The sequence below is a fragment of the Glycomyces sp. NPDC047010 genome (assembly GCF_040644205.1).
In the GTDB taxonomy this organism is placed as follows: domain Bacteria; phylum Actinomycetota; class Actinomycetes; order Mycobacteriales; family Micromonosporaceae; genus Glycomyces.
Map to the genome: position 1 here is coordinate 1 of NZ_JBEYVY010000018.1, position 19788 is coordinate 19788.

The window sequence follows — 19788 nt, forward strand, 5'->3', positions numbered from 1 at the left end:
CGTCGCTATTGCACAACCGGTTTTTTTTCTCTTCGGTGTCCCCGCGCGATCCGGGGTAGGGGGGGCCGCGCGCGGCGCCCCCCCCCTTCCGGTGGATCGGGTTATGCGGTGACGCGGTCGAGGATGATGGGGCCGCGGGGGGCGGGGCGGGTGCCGATGGACCACTGGCCGGCGAGGGCCTCTTTGGCGGCGGGGATGCGGTCGGGGGTGTCGGTGTGGAGGCGGAAGACGGGGTCTCCGGCCTTGACGGGTTCGCCGACAGCCTTGAGGATCTCGATGCCCGCGCCGAACTGGACGGGCTGGCCCTGGCGCTCGCGGCCCGCGCCGAGGCGCCAGGCGGCGACGCCGACGGCGTAGGCGTCCATGGCGGAGACGAAGCCGTCGGTGTCGGCGGTGATCTCCTCGGTCTCGCGGGCGATCGGCAGGGGCGCGTCGACCTCGCCGCCCTGGGCGGTGATCATCTTGCGCCAGGCGTCCATCGCGCGGCCGTCCTTGAGCGCGGCGGCCGGGTCCGCGTCCGGCTGGCCCGCGGCGGCGAGCATCTCCTTGGCGAGGGCCACGGTCAGCTCGACCACGTCGGCGGGGCCGCCGCCCGCGAGGACCTCCACGGACTCGCGCACTTCGAGGGCGTTGCCCGCGGTGCGGCCCAGGGGGATTGACATGTCGGTGAGGAGGGCGCGGGTGTCCACGCCGTGGTCGGTGCCGAGGCGGACCATGGTCTCGGCGAGCTCGCGGGCCTTGGCGAAGTCCTTCATGAAGGCGCCCGAGCCGACCTTGACGTCGAGGACGATCGCGTCGGCCCCTTCGGCGATCTTCTTGCACATGATCGAGGACGCGATGAGCGGGATCGACTCCACAGTGGAGGTGATGTCGCGGAGCGCGTACAGCTTCTTGTCGGCGGGCGCGAGGTCGCCGGTGGCGGCGCAGATGACCGCGCCGATCTCCTTGAGCTGCTCGATGACCTGGGCCTCGGACATGTCGACCTGGAAGCCGGGGATCGACTCCAGCTTGTCGAGCGTGCCGCCGGTGTGGCCGAGGCCGCGGCCCGAGAGCTGCGGGACGGCCACGTCGAAGACCGCGACGAGCGGCGCGAGCGGGAGGGTGATCTTGTCGCCGACGCCGCCGGTGGAGTGCTTGTCGACGCACTTCTTGCCCACGGCCGCGAGGTCGAGCGTGATGCCCGAGCGGATCATCGCGGCGGTCCAGTCGGCGATCTCGCGGGGCTTCGCTCCATTGAGGAAGATCGCCATGGCGAGAGCCGACATCTGCTCGTCGGCCACATCGCCCTTCGTGTAGGCGTCGATGACCCAGTCGATCTGCGCGGACGACAGCTCCCCGCCGTCCCTTTTGGTGCGGATGACGTCGACGGCGGTGATCATTGGCTTTCCCTCACTACAAGAAACAGGTTCAGTTGGCGGACAGGTGATCCGGGCCGAACGCACCGGGGAGCAGGGCCCCCACGGTGGTCGTCCCGGACTCCTCGTCCACGAGGCAGTCCGGGCCGCCGTGCTCGAACAGGAGCTGGCGGCACCGTCCGCAGGGGGTGAGGGGTTCCCCTGCGCCGTCGACGCATGCGATCGCGACCAGGCGCCCGCCGCCCGTGGCGGCGAGCTCGGAGACCATGCCGCACTCGGCGCACAGGGTCAGGCCGTACGAGGCGTTCTCGACGTTGCAGCCGGAGACGATCCGGCCGTCGTCGACGAGCCCCGCGACCCCGACCGGGTACTTCGAGTACGGCACGTACGCGTGCGCCATGGCCTCGCGGGCCTTGGCGCGCAGCGCCTCCCAGTCGACGTCCATGCCTACTTGTCCCCCGGGTTGTACGGTACGCCGTCGGCCGCAGGGGCCTTGGCCTTGCCGATCAGGCCCGCCACGACCACGAGCGTGACCGCGTACGGGAGCATCTGGAGGAACTCGCCGGGCACGGAGGACCCGGCGGCGGAGAGGTCGCGGGCGATCTGGGTGGTGAACCCGAAGATCAGGGCCCCGGCGAGCACGCCGAGCGGGTTCCAGCGGCCCACGATCATGACGGCGAGCGCCACGAAGCCGAGCCCGGCGGTCATGTTCTTGTTGAACGCCAGGGAGTTCCCGAGCGTGAACCAGGCGCCGCCGAAGCCCGCGAGGAGGCCCGCGGCGACGACGTTCCAGTAGCGGAGGCGGTTCACGTTGACGCCCATGGAGTCCGCGGCGGCCGGGTGCTCGCCGACCGCGCGGGTGCGCAGGCCCCAGCGGGTCCGGTAGAGCAGGAACCAGACGACGGCGACCATGACGATGCCGACGTACACGAACAGCTTCTGCTGGAACAGGACCGGGCCGATCACGGGGATGTCCGCGAGCGGGCCCCAGGTGATGACCGGGACGGAGAACGCGTCGTTGAAGCCCTCGGCCTTCTTCAGCTGGTCGTACATGAAGCTGGTGAAGCCGAGTGCGAGCAGGTTGAGGATGACGCCGACGACGACCTGGTTGACCTGGTACTTCGTGGCGAGGAGCGCGAGGAGCATGGTCGAGAGCGACCCGGCGATCATGGCGCCGAGGAGCCCGGCGTAGATGCTGCCGGTGATGTTCGCGACGAGCACGCCCGTGAAGGCGCCCATGAGGAACTGGCCCTCGATGCCGATGTTGATGACGCCGGAGCGCTCGCAGACGACGCCCGAGAGCGCGCCGAAGATGTACGGCATCGACAGGAACAGGGCCCCGGCGAGGATCGACTCGGCCCGGAAGACCGTGCCCTCCTGGGAGTAGGCCCAGAACAGCAGCGACAGCACCAGCGCAGCGACGCCTACAGTGGACGCCAGCTTGAACTGGCGCTGCGGGAGGCCCACGAGCATCCAGGCGCCCGCGGCGGCGCACAGTAGGCCGAGGACGAGGACGGCGCCGAAGGTCGGGACGGACCAGGAGGCGTCGGTGAGGGTCTTGTCGAACGCGATCACGGTGGTCTTGCCGCCGAGCCACGCGAACGCGACGGCGACGAGCAGGAGCCCCAGGACCGCGTAGACGGTCCCGGCCCTCGCGTGGCGGACCGGGGCGCGGTCGTCGACCAGCGCGGGCGCGGGCGCGGTGTCCACTGCCATGGGGCTCACCAGCCTTTCGCTTCGAGAGTGACCAGGCCGCCGCGCGGGGTGCGCAGGTGGAGGATCGCCTTGACCAGGGCCGGTGCGGCGATGAACAGCACGATGGTGGCCTGGAGCAGGGTCGAGATGTCGACCGGGACGTCGGGCTGCGCCGAGAGGGCGCCGGCCTTGAGCGCGCCGAAGAGGAGCGCGGAGGCGACGATGCCGCCGGGGTTGGCGCGGCCCAGGAGCGCGACGGTGATGCCGCTGAAGCCGTAGTCGAGGGCGGTGTTGGTGGTGATGCCGCCGGAGGAGACGCCGAGCGCGAGCGCGGCGCCGCCGAGTCCGGCGAGGGCGCCCGCGGCGGCCATCGTCGTGGTGTACGTGGAGCCGATGCGCATGCCCGCGGTGGCGGCGGCGTTCTCGTTGAAGCCGACGGCGCGGATGCGGAACCCGAACGTGGACTTGGAGAGCAGCCACCATGTGAAGACCGCGGCGGCGAAGCCGATGATCAGGGCGAGGTTGACGCGCAGGCTCGGGTTGAGCGAGGACAGGAGCCCGGGGAGCATCGCCGAGTCGTCCACGGGCTTGGAGACCAGGTCGGACTTGGTCTCGGAGTGGAGGAAGCTCGTGCCGAGGGCCCAGACGAGGAACAGCGCGGCGATGTTGTTGAGCATGATCGAGGAGATGACCTCGTGCGCGCCGGTGCTGGCCTTGAGGACGCCGGGGACGGCGCCGAACGCGGCGCCCGCGATGCCGCCCGCGATGATCGCGAGGGGCAGGTGGATCCAGATCGGCAGGTCGAGGCTGAAGCCGACGACGAGCGCGCCCACCATGCCGAAGATCAGCTGGCCCTGGGCGCCGATGTTGAACAGCCCGGCGCGGAACGCGAGGCCGACGGCGAGGCCGGTGAAGATGAGCGGCGTCGCGTAGGTGAGCGTCTCGGACAGGGGCCGCAGGAGGTTCCCGAAGTCGGCCTGCCCGGCCTGGTAGGACTCCAGGGTGTTCAGGTTGAGGATCGCGCCCTCGAAGAGCGCGGTGTAGGAGTCGCGCACGAGGTACCAGGAGGCGAGGAGCGCGTCCTGGGGGCGGGCGAAGAAGTAGGAGAACGTGGAGCGGGTGTACTCGTCGGAGACGATGAGGAGGATCGCGCCGATGAGGAACGCCAGCAGCAGCGAGTAGACGGTGACCATGACCGAGTTGGCCTCGGTGAGGTAGCCGCCGAAGACCCGCATGAAGTTGGGCTTCGACTCCGATTCCTCAACTGGCGCGGGCGGTTCGGCCGGGGCCTCGGTGGTGGTGCTGTCGCTCATCGGTCACCTCCGTTGGCGTCCTCGTCGGCGGGGTTCTCAGGGATGCTGGTCTCGGGGGCCGCGGAGGCGCCGACCATGAGCCGGCCGATGACCTCGCGGGGGGTGTCGGGGGCGACCTCGCCGACGATGCGGCCGTTGTAGATGACGGCGATGCGGTCGGCGAGGGCGTAGATCTCGTCGAGTTCGGACGAGATGAGGAGGACCCCGGTCCCGGTGTCGCGCTCGGAGATCAGGCGGGAGTGGATGAACTCGGTGGCGCCGACGTCGACGCCGCGGGTCGGCTGCGCCGCGACGAGGAACCGGCGGGGCCGGGAGAACTCGCGGGCGATGATGACCTTCTGCTGGTTGCCGCCGGAGAGGGACGACGCGCTCTCGTCCGGGGACTGGGTGCGGATGTCGAACTCGGCGATGGAGTCGACGGCGCGCTTGTGGACGGCGGCGGCGTCGACGACGCCGCCCTTCGCGTAGGGCGCGTCGCGGTACTGGTTGAGCACGATGTTCTCGGCGACGGAGAACTCCGAGACGAGGCCGTCGCGGCCGCGGTCCTCGGGGATGTAGCCGAGGCCGTCGGCGATGCGCCGGGCCGGGGAGCGGCCGTGGACGTCGTCGCCGTCCACGGAGATGTGGCCCTCGTCGGGCTTGACGAGGCCGAGGATCGCGCGGGCGAGCTCGGTCTGGCCGTTGCCCTCGACGCCCGCGAGGCCGACGATCTCGCCGGAGTGCACGGTGAGTTCGAGGCCGTCGAGGACCTTGACGCCGGCGTCGGAGACGACGGTGAGGTCCTTGACCTCCAGGCGGGGCTCGCCGGGGGCGGCGGGGGTCTTGTCGACCTGGAGCGACACGGCGCGGCCGACCATGGCCGAGGCCATCTCGGACTCGGACGCGGTGGGCTCCAGTTCGGCGACGACCTTGCCGCGGCGGATCACGGTGATCTTGTCCGCGACGGCCTGGACCTCTTTGAGCTTGTGCGAGATGAACAGGATCGACGTGCCGGACGCGGCGAGGTTCCGCATGATCTGGAGCAGCTCGGTGATCTCGGCGGGCGTGAGCACCGCCGTCGGCTCGTCGAGGATGAGCAGCTCGGTCTTGGGGCCCGAGAGGGCCTTGACGATCTCGACGCGCTGCTGGACGCCGACGGGGAGGTCTTCGCAGACCGCGTCGGGGTCCAGCCGGAGCCCGTACTGCTCCGACACGTCCAGGACGGCTTTGCGCGCGGCCCTGGCCGAGAGCACCCCCGCACCGCGGGTGTGCTCCCGGCCGAGCTGCACGTTGTCGGCGACACTGAAGGGACCGACGAGTTTGAAGTGCTGGTGGACCATTCCGATCCCGGCGGCGATGGCGTCGCCCGGACCGGAGAAGGACACCGGCTCCCCGTCGATGAGGATCTCCCCGCTGGTGGGCTGGAGGATCCCGTAGAGCATGTTCATGAGCGTCGACTTGCCCGCGCCGTTCTCACCGAGAACCGCGTGAATCTGGCCGGGCTCGACCGCGAGGTCGATGTCGTCGTCGGCGGTGAACGAGCCGAACTTCTTCGTCAGGCCCTTCAGTTCGAGTCGCAATGCACGTCCCTTGTGAAATGGAAGCCGGTGTGCTGGATCGCTACGGGGCGACCGGGCTGGCCGGCGACTCGACCACGAGCGTGCCGTCGATGATCTGCTGCGTCAGGGCCTCGACCTCGGCCTTGGTCTCGTCGGAGACCGCGGCGTCGAAGTCGTGGAACGGGGCGATGCCGACGCCGCCGTTCTCAAGGGTGCCGACGTAGGTGCCGTTGCCGGCGTCCCCGTCGTAGGCCGCCTGGACGGCGTCCTGCACGGCCTGCGCGAGGCCCTTCTCGGCGGAGGTGATGAGCTTCGAGCCGTAGTCGGTGGACTCGAACCCGTCGGTGTCGACCCAGATCGCGTTGACCGCGTCGCCCGCTTCCTCGGCAGCCGTCAGCGCGCCGATGCCGGCGGGGCCGGCGACCGGGAAGAGGATGTCCGCGCCCTGGTTGATGAACGTGTCCGAGGTGGACTTGCCGGCGGCGGCGTCCTCGAAGCTGTTCAGGAACGTGCCGGTCTGCGCGGCCTCGTCCCAGCCCAGGAGCTTGACGTCGGTGCCCTTGTCCTCGTTGTGCTTGGCGATGCCCTCGGCGAAGCCGTCCATGAAGATGGTCACCGGCGGGATCTGCATGCCGCCCCAGGTCGCGACGGTCCCGGTCTGGGTCTGCGCGGCCGCGATGTACCCGGCGAGGTACGCGGACTGGGCGGTGTCGAACTGGATCGAGTACACGTTCGAGGTGTCGACCGGGGCGCCCTCGGCGTCGGACGGCGAGCCGTCGACGATCGCGAAGCCGACGCCCTCGTTCGCCAGCGCGGCGGTGGTGACGTTCGCGGACATGAGGCCGCCGACGCCGACGATGAAGTCGCAGCCGTCGTCGACCGACGCCTGGAGGTTCGGGTCGTAGTCGTCGGTGTTCGAGGACTCCTTGTAGGAGACGTCGATGTCCTTGTTCGCGTCGGAGACGGCTTCCATGCCGGCCCATGCGGACTCGTTGAACGACTTGTCGTCGATGCCGCCCGAGTCGGTCACCATGCAGGCTTTGAACGACGCGTCGGCGTTGTCGCCGCCGTTCGAGTCGGACGGGGCGTCGCCGCAAGCGGCGAGGGCGGCGAGGCCGAGGGCGGAAAGGCCCGCCACAGCCAGCTTGAACGGCTTGACAGCCATTACGGTCTCCTTTGACGATTCAAGGGGGTAAGTCGATACCCGCCTAATCATGGCCGCACTTGATGGCCTCTGACACTGACCTTGATGATTTCGTTACCGAAACATCCTATGACTGAGACCAGGAGTGAACTGGTGTTTCGCTCCTAATACGGACGCATTGCGGCGGCGGTCGTTACGGACGGGTGAACGAGGACGGGGCTATTGCCAGAAGACGGCCACGCCCGCGGTCACCGCGATGAGCCCGCCGGTGGCCCAGAAGTGCCCGGCCGCGACCCGGTCGCGCTTCTTCCAGACCGGGATCGCGATCATGACTGCGAGCAGCAGCGCGAGCAGGAACTTGACGCCGAGCTTCGCGTGGTTGGCGTCCCCTGCGGCGGCGACGAGCCCGTACAGCACGATGCCGGTGGCGAGCTGCACCGCGATCCCGTAGAGCATCGCGGTGTTGAAGTTGAACCTGCCCGACAGCCACGACACCAGCCAGCCGCCGAAGACCGCGGCGAAGCCCAGGAGGTGGAGGTAGCGCAGCACGAGGTGTACGAAGTCCATGCCGCGGAGTATTCCAGAGTGCGGGAACCGTGACACCGCAGCGTCACCGGTCCCGAAGCCGCAGTCACATCGGGCGCGGGAAGGGGGGCCGGGCGTGTGCCCGGCCCCCCTTTCTGCATGCGTGCTTATGCGACGCGGTGGGCGCCCTGGGCCGCGCGGGCGGTGAAGATGCGCGGGGCCGGGAGGCCCGCCTGGGCGGCGGCGCCGGTGACGGCGTCCTCGATCTTGGGGATCGCGTCGGCCTCGACGAGGGCGATGGCGGAGCCGCCGAAGCCGCCGCCGGTCATGCGGGCGCCGAGGGCGCCCGCGCCGAGCGCCGCGTCGACCGCGGAGTCGAGCTCCACCGAGGAGACCTCGTAGTCGTGGCGCAGCGAGGTGTGGGAGGCCGTGAGCAGCTCGCCGATGCCGCGGACCTCGCCCGAGCGGAGGATCGCGGCGGTCTTGAGGACCCGCTCGTTCTCGGTGACGACGTGGTGCATGCGCCGGTTGAGGCGCTCGTCGTCGAGCTTCGCGTGCTTGGGCGCGTCGCGCAGGGACGCGACGCCGAGCTGGCGGGCGGCCTCCTCGCAGTCGGCGCGGCGCTGGGCGTACTCGCCGTCGGCGTGCCGGTGCGGCGCCTGCGTGTCGACCACGAGCATCGCGAGGCCCTCGGCGGCCAGGTCGAACGGGACCTGCTCGCGCGAGAGGTCCCGGCAGTCCATGAACATGACGTGCCCGGCCTCGCAGAGCAGCGACGCCGACTGGTCGAGGACGCCCGTGGGCGCGCCCACGTACTCGTTCTCGGCCTTCTGCGCGATGCGCGCGGCCTCCGCGCGGTCGATGTCGTGGCCGTACAGTTCCGCCAGCGCGATGAGCACGGCGCACTCGATGGCGGCCGAGGACGACAGGCCGCCGCCGACGGGCACGTCGGAGTGGAGGGCGAAGCGGGTGGGGCCGACGGGGTAGCCGGACTCGTTCAGGGCCCAGGCGGTCCCGGCGAGGTAGGCGGCCCAGCCTTCGAAGCCGTCGAGGCTCGGGCCGCCGAGGGTCTGGCCGTCGCCGTACGTGGAGTGGAAGGACCACTCGTCGGCTTTGGAGGCGGCGACGACGGCGTAGAACGGCAGCGCGAAGGGCATCACGAAGCCGTCGTTGTAGTCGGTGTGCTCGCCGATGAGGTTGACGCGGCCGGGCGCGGCCCACAGGCCCTCGGGTTCGGTGCCGTAGACGTCGCGGAAGGCGGCCGCGGCGGTCCCGGCGAGTTCGAGGGCGTGGTTATCGGCGGGCATGCTGGTAGTACTCCCAGGCGTCGGCGACCATGCGGTCGAGGGTGTCGCGGCTGGGCTTCCAGCCGAGTTCGGTCTTGGCGCGCTCGGAGGAGGCGACGAGCTCGGCGGGGTCGCCGGCGCGGCGGGGGCCGGTGGTGACGGGGAAGTCGGTGCCGGTGACGTCCTTGACGGTGGCGACGACCTCCTTGTTGGAGAAGCCGTTGCCGTTGCCGAGGTTGTAGATCTTGTGGTCTCCGGCCGCGGCGGCGCCGAGGGCGAGGAGGTGGGCTTCGGCGAGGTCGGCGACGTGGATGTAGTCGCGGACGCAGGTGCCGTCGGGGGTGGGGTAGTCGTCGCCGAAGATCGCGAAGGACTCGCGGCGCCCGGAGGCGGCGTCGAAGGCGATGGGGATGATGTGGGTCTCGGGCTCGTGGTTCTCGCCGTGCCAGATCCCCGACCGGTCCTGGTAGGCGCCGACGACGTTGAAGTAGCGCAGGGAGACCGCGGCGAGGCCGTGGGCGGTGGCCTCGGACTGGATGGCCATGTCGCTGGAGAGCTTGGTGGCGCCGTACGTGGAGGTGGGGGCCTTGACGGCCTCCTCCTTGATGGGGACCTCCGTGGGGTTGCCGTAGACGGCGGCGGTGGAGGAGAACACGAGGGTGCGGACCCCGGCGGTGCGCATCGCGTCGAGGAGCGCGAAGGTGCCGTTGGTGTTGGCCTCCCAGTAGATCTCGGGCTTCTCCATGGACTCGCCAGCGGCGATGAGCCCGGCGAAGTGGAGGACGCCGTCGAACGTGCCGTCGAGGACCTCGGCGACCTGCTGCACGCTCTTGTGCACGAGGTCGGCCCCGGCGGGGACGCGCTCGGCGGCGCCGGTCGAGCAGTCGTCGAGGACGACGACCTCGTGGCCCGCTTCGAGGAGCATGGTGGCGACGATCGAGCCGATGTAGCCGGCGCCGCCGGTCACGAGGTATTTCACTGTGCCTCCTTGAGACTGTTCTTCTGCAACAACGCCGCCGAGGTCTCGGGCCCGAGGTCGTGGACCCATCCGCCCATGACGGACTCGGAGGAGGCCAGGAACTTGACGCGCCCGGGGCCGCGGCGGATCGAGACGAGCTCGAAGCGCAGGCGCCCGAGTTCGCGGTCCTCGCCGACGGGGGCCTGGTGCCAGCCGGCCATGTACGGCATCTGCTCGCCAGGGTAGGCGGCGTCGCAGCGTTTGAGGACCTCCAAGTAGAGCGGCGCGAACGCGTCGATGTACTCGTCGGGCAGTTCGGTGAGGTCGGCGAAGCGCTCGTTCTTTGGGTAGAGGTGGACCTCGAAGGGCCAGCGGGCGGCGTAGGGGGTGAACGCGGTCCAGTGGTCGTTCTCGGCGATGACGCGGGGGCCGCGGCGCTCGGATTCGAGGATGTCGTCGAAGAGGTCGCGTCCGGTGGCGGCGCGGTGGCGGCGGTTCGCGTCGAGGTGCCTGCGGGTCTGGGGGGTGGTGTATGGGTAGCCGTAGATCTGCCCGTGGGGGTGGTGGAGGGTCACGCCGACTTCGACGCCGCGGTTCTCGAAGCAGAAGACCTGCGCGACGTCGCCGCGGGCGTGCAGGGCGGCGGTGCGCTGGGCCTGGGCGCGGACGATGAGGGCGACGCGCTCGGGGCTGAGGTCCACGAGGGAGGAGTCGTGGTCGTCGGAGAAGACGACGACCTCGCAGCGGCCGGAGGCGGGCGCGGAGGTCTCCATGCCGGTGACTTCCGTGGGGGGCAGGGGGCCGGGTCCGCCGAAGCCGCCGAAGGACGGGAAGCGGTTCTCGAAGACCGCGACCTCGTAGTCCGGGGCGGGGACCTCGGTCAGCTCGTCGCCGTCGGAGGGGCACAGCGGGCAGGCGACGGGGAGGTTGGGGCGGCCGGACCGCCCGGCCGAGACGGCCACCCACTCGTCGCGGAGCACGTCGTACCGGATCTCCCCGGCGCTGACGCGGTCGCCGAGGTCGCGCTTGTCGGCGAACGAGGCGCGGCCGGCGTCCGGGGCGGTGTTGAAGTAGAGGATCTCGCGGCCGTCGGCTAGGCCGCCGGTCTCCACGGAGTACGGGGTCATGGTCTCTTCTCGATGTGGACTGGCGCGAGCACGACCTGGTCGACGTGCTCGCCGAGCGTGCGGCGGGCCTCCTCGTCGAGGAGGGAGTCGGTGACGACGACGTCGGCGCTGTCGAGGGACGCGACCGTGGCGATGCCGACGACGTCGAACTTGGTGTGGTCGGCGACGACCACGAGGCGGCGGCCCTTGGAGGCGAGGGTGGCGACGGTCTCGGCTTCGAGGAGGTTCGGGGTGGTGAACCCGGCGCGCGCGGACATGCCGTGGACGCCGAGGAACACGGTGTCGACGTTGACCTTCTCCAGGGAGGCGACGGCGAAGGGCCCGACGAGCGCGTCGGAGGGGGTGCGGACGCCGCCGGTGAGGATGACGGTCTGGTCGGGCCGCCCGGCCCGGTAGAACACGTCGGCGACGGGCACGGAGTTGGTGACGACGGTGAGGTCGGGGACGTCGGTGAGGCGGTGCGCGAGGGTCCACGTGGTGGTCCCGGCGGAGAGGGCGATGGCCTGGCCGGGGCCCACCAGGGTGGCGGCGGCGTCGGCGATGGCCTGCTTCTCGGGCTCCTGGCGGACCTGCTTGACGGCGAACCCGGGCTCGGAGGTGGAGCCGAAGTCGACGGCCGTGGCGCCGCCGTGGACCTTGGCGACCAGGCCCCGGTCGGCGAGGGTTTCGAGGTCGCGGCGGATGGTCATGTCCGAGACGCCGAACTCCTCGACCAGCTCGGCCACGCGGACCGCCCCGGTCCGGTGCACGCGTTCGGCGATCCGGCTCTGTCGCTGCTGCGCCAGCATCGGCGACTCCCCTTCCCTCAAGATCCAACACAATTAAACATCAGGATCGGCGGGGCCGCAATACCGGGTGGCCGCCGTCTCGGCCCGGATGTCAGAATCGGTCCATGACCACTGCCGACCGCAAGCCCCGCGTCTTCTCAGGGATCCAGCCCACCTCGGACTCGTTCCACCTCGGGAACTACCTGGGGGCTCTGCGGCAGTGGGTGGCGATGCAGGACACCACGGACGCGCTCTACTGCGTCGTCGACCAGCACGCGATCACCGTCGATCACGACCCAAAGGTATTGCACGAGCGCTCACGCGTGAGCGCCGCGCAGCTCCTCGCGCTGGGCCTCGACCCCGAGCGGTGCACGCTGTTCGTGCAGTCCCAGGTCCCCGAGCACGCGATGCTCGCGTGGATCCTCGGCTCCGAGACCGGGTTCGGCGAGGCGAGCCGCATGACCCAGTTCAAGGACAAGTCCGCCAAACAAGAACGCACAACGGTGGGGCTGTTCACCTACCCGATCCTCATGGCCGCCGACATCCTCCTGTACCGGACCGACCAGGTCCCCGTCGGCGAGGACCAGCGCCAGCACCTGGAGCTCACCCGCGACCTCGCGATCCGCTTCAACGGCACGTACGGCGAGACGTTCACCGTCCCCGAGCCGTACATCGTCAAGGCCACCGCGACCATCAAGGACCTCTCCGAGCCCGAGAAGAAGATGTCGAAGTCCTCTTCGGGCCCGCGCGGGTGCCTGTACCTGCTCGACGAGCCGAACCAGATGCGCAAGAAGATCAAGAGCGCCGTCACCGACTCCGAGGCCGAGGTCCGGTTCGACCCCGAGCACAAGCCGGGCGTGTCGAACCTGATGAACATCTACACGGCCCTCGCGGGCACGTCGATGGAGAAGCTCGAAGCGGAGTACGCCGGGCGCGGCTACGGCGACTTCAAGGGCGACCTCGCCGAGGTCGTCGCCGACACGCTCGGGCCGGTCGCGGTGCGCACCAAGGAGATCCTCGCCGACAAGGCCGAGCTGGACCGCGTCCTCACGATGGGCGCCGAGAAGGCCCGGCACCTCGCGGTCCGCACGATCGCCAAGGCGTACAAGAAGGTCGGCTTCTATCCCCCGGTGGCGCTTTAGTGGCGGACACCGGCGGGAGGACCGTCACGGTGGGGGTGGCGATCCCGGTGCCCCCGCCGTGGGGCGAGATCCTGGACCGCGCCCGCATCGCCTCCGGCGACGCCCTCGGCGGGATCGTCCCGGCGCACCTGACGCTCCTGGGGCCCACCGAGATCCCGGCCGATGCACTCGACGCGTTCCGCACCCATCTCGCGGCCGTCGCGGGCTCCTGCCCGCGCTTCGACCTGCACCTGCGCGGCACCGGCTCGTTCCGGCCGGTCACCGAGGTCGTGTTCGTGGCCGTCGCCGACGGCATCGCGATCTGCGAGCAGCTCGAAGCGGCCATCCGCACCGGCCCGGCCGAGCGCGAGCGCACGTTCCCGTACCACCCGCACGTCACGGTGGCCCAGAACGTCGGCACCCCGGCCCTCGACCACGCCTTCGCGGCCCTCGCGGGCTTCGAGGCGAAGTTCCGCGTCGAGTCCTTCACCCTCTACACCCACCCGAGCCCGGGAGCCTGGACCTTCGAGACCCTCGCCGGAGCCCCGGTCCCCTGGACCCCCCGAGCGGTCTTCCCGCTCGCCACGCCTGACCAGCGAAGGTAATACTGTATTACATTTCGTGATACAATTGCCGCATGTCGATGCTCAACGTCCGCACCGATGCCGCCATGGATCGGGCACTCGCCGCACTGACCGCCGAAGGACGCACGAAGACCGAGGCGGTCCGCTACGCGTTGCTGCGCGCCTACCGTGAAGACCTCATCGATCAGGCGAAAGCCGACGCCGAACGGCTTGCGGACGATCCTGACGATCGCGCCGAGATGCTGGCCATTATGCGGTACATGGGGACCATGGAGTGATCTTCCGCGGGGCGATCTACGAAATCAGGCCCGCGAAGCAGAGCAGCGGCCACGAACAGCAGGGCCGCCGTTTCGGCGTCGTGATCCAATCCGACGCGTTCGCATGCAGCACGGTCACAGTCGCTCTGACTTCGGCCAGCGCGGGTCAAGCGATCTACCGACCGGAGATCGAGTTCCTCGGGTCGAAATCTCGAATCCTGACCGACCAGGTCTTCTCGGTCGACCACGCCAGACTCGGAGAATTCAAGGGAGCGCTCGACTCCGATGAGATCGACGCACTTGACCGCGCGCTGCTACTGAAGTTCGGCCTGCTCTAGAAGTCGAAGAGGTCCTCGAAGACGCTCTTGCGCTTCTTCTTCTTGTAGTGGTAGTCGTCGCCGTGGTGGCGGCGGTCGTCGTAGTGGTCGTCGCGGCGGCGGTCGTCGTGGCGACGGTCGTCCCTGCGGTCGTCATAGCGGCGGTCGTCGCGCCGGTCGTCGTAGCGGGGCTGATCGCGCGGCGCGGGGCCGGGGGGCGCGACGGGGGCGCCGCGCTGGAAGGACGACTCGGCGGTCATCAGGTGTTCGAGTTCCCCGCGGTCGAGGAAGATGCCCTTGCATTCGGAGCACTGCTCGACGACGACGCCGTTCCGCTCGTACTGGTGCATCGGGTTCTGACATTTCGGACAGAGCATCTGCATCATGACATCAACCTATCGTGAAACGGCCATGGATGCCCAACCGGAAGCGGGCCTCCCACCTGTGAGTTCTCTCAGCTAGAACGCCCTCGGTAAGAATCCCGACCATCGGCGTTCGGGCCTCGACGGGGCCGCCGGTTCCGTGAAAGCGTCATCGTGGCGCGGGCAATCCCCGCGAAACATGACGAAATGGAGTGGAACGTGAAGCGATTGACGACGGCGGTCGCGGCCCTGGCGGCCGCGGCGGCGTTCACGACCGGGTTCGCCGGGGCGGCGCAGGCGGCGGACCTCGACGCCGCCGCGGCCTGCTCGGCCGTGGCGGTCGAGAACCGCTCGGTCTGGGCCGGGCCGGGGGCCTCAACCGGCGAGGTCGGGTCGGTGACCGCCGGGAGCACCTACGACGCGGACTGCGCCCTCGTCCCCGGCGCCTCGTACACCGCGTGCGGCGGGACCACCGACCAGTGGGCCCGCGTCAACTACTCCGGCGACGACTGGGGCTACCTCCCGGGGACCTGCGTCTCCTGGGCCTCGTAGCGACGGCGAAGGGCCGCACGGGTTCCCGTGCGGCCCTTCGGTGTACGTGCTAGTGCGTACTGCGCTTCCCGCTTCCCGCACTTCCTCCGTCAGTGCGTGAAGTGGCGGGTCCCGGTGAAGTACATCGTGATGCCCGCTTCCTTCGCGGCGCTGACGACCTCTTCGTCGCGGACGGAGCCGCCGGGCTGGACCACGGCCTTGACGCCCGCGTCGATGAGGATCTGGAGGCCGTCGGGGAACGGGAAGAACGCGTCCGAGGAGGCGACCGAGCCCGCGGCGCGGTCGGCGCCCGCGCGCTCGACGGCGAGCTTCGCGGAGTCGACGCGGTTGACCTGGCCCATGCCGACGCCCACGGAGGCGCCGCCGGAGGCGAGGAGGATCGCGTTGGACTTCACGGAGCGGACGGCGCGCCAGGCGAATTCGAGGTCCGCGAGCGTCGCGTCGTCGGCGGGCGCGCCGGTCGCGAGCGTCCAGTTGGAGGGCGAGTCGCCGTCGGCGTCGACCCGGTCGGGGCGCTGCGCGAGCACGCCGCCGGAGATCGGCTTCAGCTCGATCGCGGCGGGCGCCCACTCGGGGGCCCGCAGGAGCCGCAGGTTCTTCTTCGCGGTGAGTATCGCGAGCGCCTCGTTGGTGAACGACGGGGCGACGACGACCTCGGTGAAGATCTCGGCGATCTGCGCGGCGGCCTCGGCGTCGACCTCGGCGTTCGCGGCGATGACGCCGCCGAAGGCGCTCAGCGGGTCGCACGCGTGGGCCCGGCGGTGGGCCTCGGCGATCGAGGCGCCGACGGCGATCCCGCACGGGTTGGCGTGCTTGATGACCGCCACCGCGGGCGCGGTGAAGTCGTGCGCGGCGCGCCAGGCGGCGTCGGCGTCGGTGTAGTTGTTGAAGCTCATGGCCTTGCCGTGGAGCTGCTCGGCCTGCGCGAGGCCGGGCGCGCCCGGGACGGCGTACACGGCCGCGTCCTGGTGCGGGTTCTCGCCGTAGCGCAGGTCCGCGAGCTTCGCGGCGGGCAGGGCGAGGAAATCGCCCAGACCATCCGCGGCCTGCTCGGCGAGCCAGGTGGCGACGGCGGCGTCGTAGGTCGCGAGGTGCGCGAACGCCTTGGCGGCCAGGCGAAGCCGCTGCTCGGCGGTGGTGCCCTCCTTGGCGGCGTCGCGGATCCACGAGTAGTCGGCCGGGTCGACGACGACCGCGACGTTCGCGTGGTTCTTGGCGGCGCCGCGGACCATCGAGGGCCCGCCGACGTCGATCTTCTCGACGATGTCGTCGAAGCCCGCGCCGGAGGCGACGGTCTGCTGGAACGGGTACAGGTTCCCGACGAGCAGGTCGAACGCCTCGATGCCCAGCTCGGCGAGCTGATCGCGGTGCGACTCGCGGCGGACGTCGGCGAGGAGGCCGCCGTGGACCTTCGGGTGGAGGGTCTTCACGCGGTCGTCGAGGATCTCGGGGAACCCGGTCAGGTCCTCGACCTTGGTGACGGGGATGCCGGCCTCGGCGATGCGCGCCGCGGTGGAGCCGGTGGAGACGAGCTCGACGCCGGCGGCGTGGAGGTCGCGGGCGAGGTCGATGACGCCGGTCTTGTCGAAGACAGAGACGAGGGCCCGCTTGATGAGCTTCCGCTCGGACATGAATGCACTGCTCCTGGTTGTCTAATGACTGCGGCCCAGGCGTTCGACCGCAGTAACAGGTTCAGCAGTGCCGCTCCCTGGTGGTACTCCACCCGTGGCGTCTTCTGAAGGTTCCCCCTCAACAACGAGCTGCCCGGTCCGTGCCACGGGAAACCTCGAAAGACGTCACTCGCCAGTCGCGACCAGCCGAGCGTAACACGCTCGTCGCGGGCTCCCGGGCGGCGACCGCGCGTGACGCCCGCCACCAGTGCCGCGAGGCCAGGGCGCCGAGCAGCGCGCCGAGGGCGTTGAGGAGGATGTCGTCGACGGAGGCGACCCGTCCGGTGCCGAACGCGAACTGCGCGGCCTCCACGAGCGCGGCCCCGGCCGCGCCGAGCCCGAGGACCGCCCACGGCCCCAGGGGGAACCGGATCGGCAGGAACACCCCGGCGAGGAAGAACAGCAGGAGGTTCCCCACGAGCTGCTCCACGATGGTGCGCGGGTCGGCCCCGGCGAGGTCGACCAGGTCGGCGAACGGGACGAGTTGCAGGCCGCCGTCGCCGCCGCGGGGCGTGAGCACCAGGAACAGCCACGGGAGCGTCCCGAACACCATGCCGACCTCGGCGACGGAGTCGCGCCGGGGGTGCGGGCGGCCGCGGCGGGTGCGCAGCGCGGCGAGGGCCCAGGCGAGGAGGAGCCCGAGCGGGATGAGCGCGAAGGAGGCCCAGACGGTGGCGGTCTCCAGGGCGTCGATGGCGAGAGGGGTGCCCACGGCGCCTACCCGAGGATCACTCTGCGGCCCTGGACCTTCCAGCCGTCGCGCATCATGCGGCCGACCGACTCGACCAGCTGGGCGCGCTCGGCCTCCTTGATGCGCTCGGTGAGCGAGTCGACGGTGTCGTCGTCCTCGACGGGCACGGCGCACTGGGCCACGATCGGGCCGGTGTCGACGCCGGAGTCGCAGACGAAGAGGGTCGCGCCCGCGATCTTGACGCCCGCGGCGAGGGCCTCGCCGGGGCCGTTCATGCCCGGGAACGCGGGGAGGAGCGAGTTGTGGGTGTTGACGTAGCGGCCGGGGAACGCGTCGAGGAACCGCGGCCCGCAGAGCTTGAGGAACCCGGCCGAGACGACGAGGTCCGGCCGGTAGGAGGCGACTTCGGCGGTGAGCGCGGCGTCCCACTCGTCGCGGGTCGCGTAGTCCTTGACCTTGTGCACGAACGTGGGCACGCCGAGCTTCGCGGCGCGCTCGGCGCCGAAGGTCCCGTCGCGGTCGGCGCCGACGGCGGCGACCCGCGCGCCGTAGGCGGGGTCGGCGCAGGCGTCGAGGAGGGCCTGGAGGTTGGAGCCGGAGCCGGAGACGAGCACGACGAGTTCAGCGGTCACGGGTGAAACGGTAACCCGTCGTCGCGGCCGGGCGCGGGTTCGGGGATGACCACCGTGTCTCGCCGCACGAGCTCGGCTTCGGCGGCGCGGCGGTGGACGGCGAACAGGCGTGCGACGAGGGCGGCGCCCACGAGGCCGATGAGGAACTGGACCCCGGCGACGCCCGCGACGGCGACCGGGTCGGGCCCGAGGTCGGCGAGGAGGTCCTGCCCGGCGGCGCCGCCGGAGAGGTACGCCAGGAGCGCGAGCGCCAGGGCCGCGGTCGCGGCGGCGACGATCGACGCGGTGGTGACGCGCGGCAGCCGCAGGTCCGGGGAGCGGTACGTGAGGATCACGCCGAACACGGCCGCGAGCATGAGCGGCAGTCCGACCAGGACGGTGGCGTACTCGGGCAGCGGCGCGGTCGGCACGGCCGCGAACACCGGGAACGCCGGGAGCGGGCCGATCGCCACGAGCTCGGTCTGCACGGCCGTCCCGGCGCCGACGGCGAAGCCGGGGCCGGCGAGGTACGCGGCGGCCCACACGGCGAGGTTCGGCAGGTAGAGCAGGCTCATGAGCGCCACGATCCACGACGCGTTCCCGTACAGCCCCATGGTGTCGGCGACGATCGGGCCGCGGACGGCGAACGCCGCGCCCGTGGCGGCGGCGCCGAACGCGAGGAGCGCCCCGGCCGTGATGAGCCCGGTGCGCAGGCCCCGGCGCAGCCACACCGACGCGGTGTCCCAGGGCAGGACCCCGGCCTCGCGGGCGGACCCGAACGCGGTGGCCGCCACGACGAGCGGCACGGCGTGCAAGAGCGCGGGGAGCATGTCGATCTCGAAGGGCCCGCGGGCGCTCAGCGCGGCGGCCCCGGCGACGAGTCCGGTATAGAGGATCGAGACGAGCCCGGCGGCGGCGCGCACGGCCGCGGCGTCGCGGCCGCCGATCGCGCGCGTGGTCCCGGCGGCGGCCTTCGCGAGCCGCCAGGCGATGAGGACGGTGAGGGCCAGCGGCGTGACGCTCAGGTGGACCGGTCCGATGTCGACGGGCACGCCGTGCCCAGAGAGCCAGGCCGTTCCGGCCGCGGCCGCGACCACGGAGACCGGGCCCTGGGCCCCGGCCTGCCACCAGCCCGCGATGACGCACACCAGGATCGGCGTGAACACCACCGTCGCGCACCACACGGTCGTGGCCAGCGCGGACGCGAACAGCGCGCGGGGGCGCCGGGCGCGGGGGCGCGCGCCGGTGTCGATGACCTCGGTCTCGCGGTCGTTCTCGCTGCGGGGCTGGCGGGGCGGCGCCGAGGCGTCGATGCGCACGGTGTGGCGCTGCGCGGACCCTGTGCTGCCAGGGCGTCGGTTCGGTCGTCGCTCCACGCCGACCAGTCTGTCACAAGGGCGCCGGGCGCAGCGCCTTCCCGGCACTGGCGGGCCGGTGCGAGGATGGGTCGACTTCAGAGTGAGGAGACTGGCATGGATGGTCCGGGCGAGTTCTACGCCACCGCGGAGGCGTACGACGTGATCGACGGCGACACGTTCCGGGTGCGGATCGACGGCGAGGCGATCCGGGTGCGGGTGCTGGGCATCAACGCGCCCGAGTCGGGCGGGTTCCGCGAGGAGCAGGACTGGGGCGAGGAGGCGAAGGACTATGCGCGCGAGAAGCTCCAGGGGCGGACGGTCCACTTGTTCACCGACCCGGGCGCGGAGGTGTACGACCAGTACGACCGGCTGCTCGCGCACGTGGTGATGGAGAACGGGATCAACTACGCGGTGCTGGCGGTGGCCGACGGCATGGCCGAGGCGTACGTGCTGCGGCACCAGGACCTGACGATCGGCGACACGCTGGAGAAGGCCGAGGACCTCGCGCAGGCGGCGGACCGCGGCATGTGGCAGGACGACTGAGACGCAACGGATGA

The 19788-nt window shown here is 70.9% G+C and carries 22 protein-coding genes; 6 read left to right on the plus strand and 16 right to left on the minus strand.

Translation table 11 applies throughout. The features are described from left to right. Window positions 1-101: 101 nt before the first annotated feature. From AB0A65_RS25565 to AB0A65_RS25615, 11 genes are all read right to left on the minus strand, one after another. Complete coding sequence (locus tag AB0A65_RS25565) at window positions 102-1379, minus strand: thymidine phosphorylase (protein ID WP_359955322.1); 1278 nt, start codon at window positions 1377-1379, stop codon at window positions 102-104. A 28-nt stretch (window positions 1380-1407) separates the two neighbouring features. Continuing rightward, on the minus strand, window positions 1408-1800 hold the full coding sequence (locus AB0A65_RS25570; RefSeq protein ID WP_359955325.1) for a cytidine deaminase: 393 nt from the start codon (window positions 1798-1800) through the stop codon (window positions 1408-1410). Window positions 1801-1802: 2 nt separating this feature from the next. Then, window positions 1803-3071, minus strand: coding sequence for an ABC transporter permease (locus tag AB0A65_RS25575; RefSeq protein ID WP_359955328.1), 1269 nt, complete (start codon window positions 3069-3071; stop codon window positions 1803-1805). A 5-nt stretch (window positions 3072-3076) separates the two neighbouring features. Continuing rightward, a complete protein-coding gene (locus AB0A65_RS25580; RefSeq protein WP_359955331.1) occupies window positions 3077-4363 on the minus strand; it encodes an ABC transporter permease in 1287 nt (428 codons plus the stop codon). Continuing rightward, the gene (locus AB0A65_RS25585; RefSeq protein ID WP_359955334.1) at window positions 4360-5922 is read right to left on the minus strand and encodes an ABC transporter ATP-binding protein; all 1563 of its coding nucleotides are present in this window, start codon (window positions 5920-5922) and stop codon (window positions 4360-4362) included. Before AB0A65_RS25585 ends, AB0A65_RS25580 begins: the two co-directional genes overlap by 4 nt. A gap of 40 nt (window positions 5923-5962) precedes the next feature. Continuing rightward, the gene (locus AB0A65_RS25590) at window positions 5963-7066 is read right to left on the minus strand and encodes a BMP family ABC transporter substrate-binding protein (protein ID WP_359955337.1); all 1104 of its coding nucleotides are present in this window, start codon (window positions 7064-7066) and stop codon (window positions 5963-5965) included. 198 nt (window positions 7067-7264) lie between these two features. Then, entirely contained in the window at window positions 7265-7612 is a 348-nt protein-coding gene (locus AB0A65_RS25595; protein WP_359955340.1) for a hypothetical protein, read from the minus strand. 125 nt (window positions 7613-7737) lie between these two features. Next, complete coding sequence (galK, locus tag AB0A65_RS25600) at window positions 7738-8877, minus strand: galactokinase (protein ID WP_359955343.1); 1140 nt, start codon at window positions 8875-8877, stop codon at window positions 7738-7740. Beyond that, window positions 8864-9835, minus strand: coding sequence for a UDP-glucose 4-epimerase GalE (galE, locus tag AB0A65_RS25605; RefSeq protein WP_359955345.1), 972 nt, complete (start codon window positions 9833-9835; stop codon window positions 8864-8866). Before galE ends, galK begins: the two co-directional genes overlap by 14 nt. Continuing rightward, window positions 9832-10941 carry a galactose-1-phosphate uridylyltransferase gene (galT, locus tag AB0A65_RS25610; RefSeq protein ID WP_359955348.1) on the minus strand — a complete coding sequence of 370 codons (1110 nt, stop codon included), beginning with the start codon at window positions 10939-10941 and terminating at the stop codon, window positions 9832-9834. Before galT ends, galE begins: the two co-directional genes overlap by 4 nt. Further along, the gene (locus tag AB0A65_RS25615) at window positions 10938-11729 is read right to left on the minus strand and encodes a DeoR/GlpR family DNA-binding transcription regulator (protein WP_106363212.1); all 792 of its coding nucleotides are present in this window, start codon (window positions 11727-11729) and stop codon (window positions 10938-10940) included. The genes galT and AB0A65_RS25615 overlap by 4 nt, the downstream gene beginning before the upstream one ends. 104 nt (window positions 11730-11833) lie before the next feature. Between AB0A65_RS25615 and trpS the strand changes: the two genes are divergently transcribed. From trpS to AB0A65_RS25635, 4 genes are read left to right on the plus strand one after another with little or no spacing between them, the layout of a single operon-like run. After that, window positions 11834-12850, plus strand: a complete 1017-nt coding sequence (gene trpS, locus AB0A65_RS25620; protein WP_359955351.1) for a tryptophan--tRNA ligase — start codon at window positions 11834-11836, stop codon at window positions 12848-12850. After that, complete coding sequence (locus tag AB0A65_RS25625) at window positions 12850-13434, plus strand: 2'-5' RNA ligase family protein (RefSeq protein ID WP_359955353.1); 585 nt, start codon at window positions 12850-12852, stop codon at window positions 13432-13434. Before trpS ends, AB0A65_RS25625 begins: the two co-directional genes overlap by 1 nt. Window positions 13435-13466: 32 nt before the next feature. Then, complete coding sequence (locus tag AB0A65_RS25630) at window positions 13467-13691, plus strand: hypothetical protein (protein ID WP_359955356.1); 225 nt, start codon at window positions 13467-13469, stop codon at window positions 13689-13691. Continuing rightward, complete coding sequence (locus AB0A65_RS25635; RefSeq protein ID WP_359955359.1) at window positions 13688-14008, plus strand: type II toxin-antitoxin system PemK/MazF family toxin; 321 nt, start codon at window positions 13688-13690, stop codon at window positions 14006-14008. The genes AB0A65_RS25630 and AB0A65_RS25635 overlap by 4 nt, the downstream gene beginning before the upstream one ends. Here AB0A65_RS25635 and AB0A65_RS25640 read toward each other — a convergent pair. Further along, window positions 14005-14373, minus strand: a complete 369-nt coding sequence (locus AB0A65_RS25640; protein WP_359955362.1) for a zf-TFIIB domain-containing protein — start codon at window positions 14371-14373, stop codon at window positions 14005-14007. The two genes, AB0A65_RS25635 and AB0A65_RS25640, sit on opposite strands and share 4 nt — an antisense overlap. A gap of 195 nt (window positions 14374-14568) precedes the next feature. Between AB0A65_RS25640 and AB0A65_RS25645 the strand changes: the two genes are divergently transcribed. Beyond that, window positions 14569-14901: a hypothetical protein gene (locus AB0A65_RS25645; protein WP_359955365.1), complete on the plus strand. Its 333-nt coding sequence runs from the start codon at window positions 14569-14571 to the stop codon at window positions 14899-14901. Window positions 14902-14990: 89 nt separating this feature from the next. Here the strand turns inward: AB0A65_RS25645 and purH are convergent, their stop codons facing one another. The 4 genes from purH to AB0A65_RS25665 all read right to left on the minus strand — a co-directional run bounded on the left by purH (window position 14991) and on the right by AB0A65_RS25665 (window position 19249). Further along, on the minus strand, window positions 14991-16532 hold the full coding sequence (gene purH, locus AB0A65_RS25650) for a bifunctional phosphoribosylaminoimidazolecarboxamide formyltransferase/IMP cyclohydrolase (RefSeq protein ID WP_359955368.1): 1542 nt from the start codon (window positions 16530-16532) through the stop codon (window positions 14991-14993). Between the two features lie 118 nt (window positions 16533-16650). Then, window positions 16651-17283 (minus strand): VanZ family protein, encoded by a 633-nt coding sequence (locus AB0A65_RS25655; protein ID WP_359955371.1) that lies wholly within the window; start codon window positions 17281-17283, stop codon window positions 16651-16653. A 5-nt stretch (window positions 17284-17288) separates the two neighbouring features. Further along, window positions 17289-17894: a phosphoribosylglycinamide formyltransferase gene (gene purN / locus AB0A65_RS25660; RefSeq protein WP_359955374.1), complete on the minus strand. Its 606-nt coding sequence runs from the start codon at window positions 17892-17894 to the stop codon at window positions 17289-17291. Continuing rightward, entirely contained in the window at window positions 17891-19249 is a 1359-nt protein-coding gene (locus tag AB0A65_RS25665; protein ID WP_359955377.1) for a DUF6350 family protein, read from the minus strand. Before AB0A65_RS25665 ends, purN begins: the two co-directional genes overlap by 4 nt. Before the next feature lie 96 nt (window positions 19250-19345). Here AB0A65_RS25665 and AB0A65_RS25670 point away from each other — a divergent pair, with 96 nt between their 5' ends. Beyond that, entirely contained in the window at window positions 19346-19774 is a 429-nt protein-coding gene (locus AB0A65_RS25670; RefSeq protein ID WP_359955380.1) for a thermonuclease family protein, read from the plus strand. Window positions 19775-19788 lie beyond the last annotated feature (14 nt).

What these genes read in the sequence shown, in the direction of transcription:
- AB0A65_RS25565 (WP_359955322.1), bottom strand. Translation starts at nt 1,379, where the DNA reads ATGATCACCGCCGTCGACGTCATCCGCACCAAAAGGGACGGCGGGGAG.
- AB0A65_RS25570 (WP_359955325.1), bottom strand. Translation starts at nt 1,800, where the DNA reads ATGGACGTCGACTGGGAGGCGCTGCGCGCCAAGGCCCGCGAGGCCATG.
- AB0A65_RS25575 (WP_359955328.1), bottom strand. Translation starts at nt 3,071, where the DNA reads ATGGCAGTGGACACCGCGCCCGCGCCCGCGCTGGTCGACGACCGCGCC.
- AB0A65_RS25580 (WP_359955331.1), bottom strand. Translation starts at nt 4,363, where the DNA reads ATGAGCGACAGCACCACCACCGAGGCCCCGGCCGAACCGCCCGCGCCA.
- AB0A65_RS25590 (WP_359955337.1), bottom strand. Translation starts at nt 7,066, where the DNA reads ATGGCTGTCAAGCCGTTCAAGCTGGCTGTGGCGGGCCTTTCCGCCCTC.
- AB0A65_RS25595 (WP_359955340.1), bottom strand. Translation starts at nt 7,612, where the DNA reads ATGGACTTCGTACACCTCGTGCTGCGCTACCTCCACCTCCTGGGCTTC.
- galK (WP_359955343.1), bottom strand. Translation starts at nt 8,877, where the DNA reads ATGCCCGCCGATAACCACGCCCTCGAACTCGCCGGGACCGCCGCGGCC.
- galT (WP_359955348.1), bottom strand. Translation starts at nt 10,941, where the DNA reads ATGACCCCGTACTCCGTGGAGACCGGCGGCCTAGCCGACGGCCGCGAG.
- AB0A65_RS25615 (WP_106363212.1), bottom strand. Translation starts at nt 11,729, where the DNA reads ATGCTGGCGCAGCAGCGACAGAGCCGGATCGCCGAACGCGTGCACCGG.
- trpS (WP_359955351.1), top strand. Translation starts at nt 11,834, where the DNA reads ATGACCACTGCCGACCGCAAGCCCCGCGTCTTCTCAGGGATCCAGCCC.
- AB0A65_RS25630 (WP_359955356.1), top strand. Translation starts at nt 13,467, where the DNA reads ATGTCGATGCTCAACGTCCGCACCGATGCCGCCATGGATCGGGCACTC.
- AB0A65_RS25640 (WP_359955362.1), bottom strand. Translation starts at nt 14,373, where the DNA reads ATGATGCAGATGCTCTGTCCGAAATGTCAGAACCCGATGCACCAGTAC.
- purH (WP_359955368.1), bottom strand. Translation starts at nt 16,532, where the DNA reads ATGTCCGAGCGGAAGCTCATCAAGCGGGCCCTCGTCTCTGTCTTCGAC.
- AB0A65_RS25670 (WP_359955380.1), top strand. Translation starts at nt 19,346, where the DNA reads ATGGATGGTCCGGGCGAGTTCTACGCCACCGCGGAGGCGTACGACGTG.